This is a genomic window from Mesorhizobium sp. M7D.F.Ca.US.004.03.1.1 (assembly GCF_003998635.1).
GTDB lineage: Bacteria > Pseudomonadota > Alphaproteobacteria > Rhizobiales > Rhizobiaceae > Mesorhizobium > Mesorhizobium loti.
The window spans coordinates 1-425 of sequence record NZ_RZQG01001833.1 but is presented as its reverse complement, the minus strand read 5'-3'; the positions used below and the strand labels follow the sequence as shown (position 1 = coordinate 425).

General features: G+C 64.2%; 1 protein-coding gene. It reads right to left on the bottom strand.

All coding sequences use genetic code 11. The annotated features are described in order from the left end of the window. On the bottom strand, positions 1 to 425 hold a 425-nt coding region (gene rpsC, locus EN935_RS40280; RefSeq protein WP_127374461.1), incomplete at both ends, for a 30S ribosomal protein S3.

Genomic DNA, 425 nt, shown 5'->3' with positions numbered 1-425 from the left:
CGCTTCGGCCGTGCCGTAGTCGACGTCCGCACGCAGCGTATGCAGCGGCACGCGGCCTTCGCGATACCATTCCATGCGCGCGATCTCGGCGCCGCCGAGACGGCCGGCGCAGTTGATGCGGATGCCTTCGGCACCGAGGCGCATCGCCGACTGAACGGCACGCTTCATGGCGCGGCGGAACGCAATACGACGCTCGAGCTGCTGGGCAATCGACTGAGCGACCAGGGTCGCGTCGATTTCCGGCTTACGCACTTCAACGATGTTGAGGTGCGTCTCGGACTTCGTCATCTCCATCAGCTTCTTGCGAAGCTTCTCGATGTCGGCGCCCTTCTTGCCGATGATCAGACCTGGGCGCGCGGCGTGAATGGTGACGCGGCACTTCTTGTGCGGACGCTCGATCACGACCTTCGAGATGGCAGCCTGCT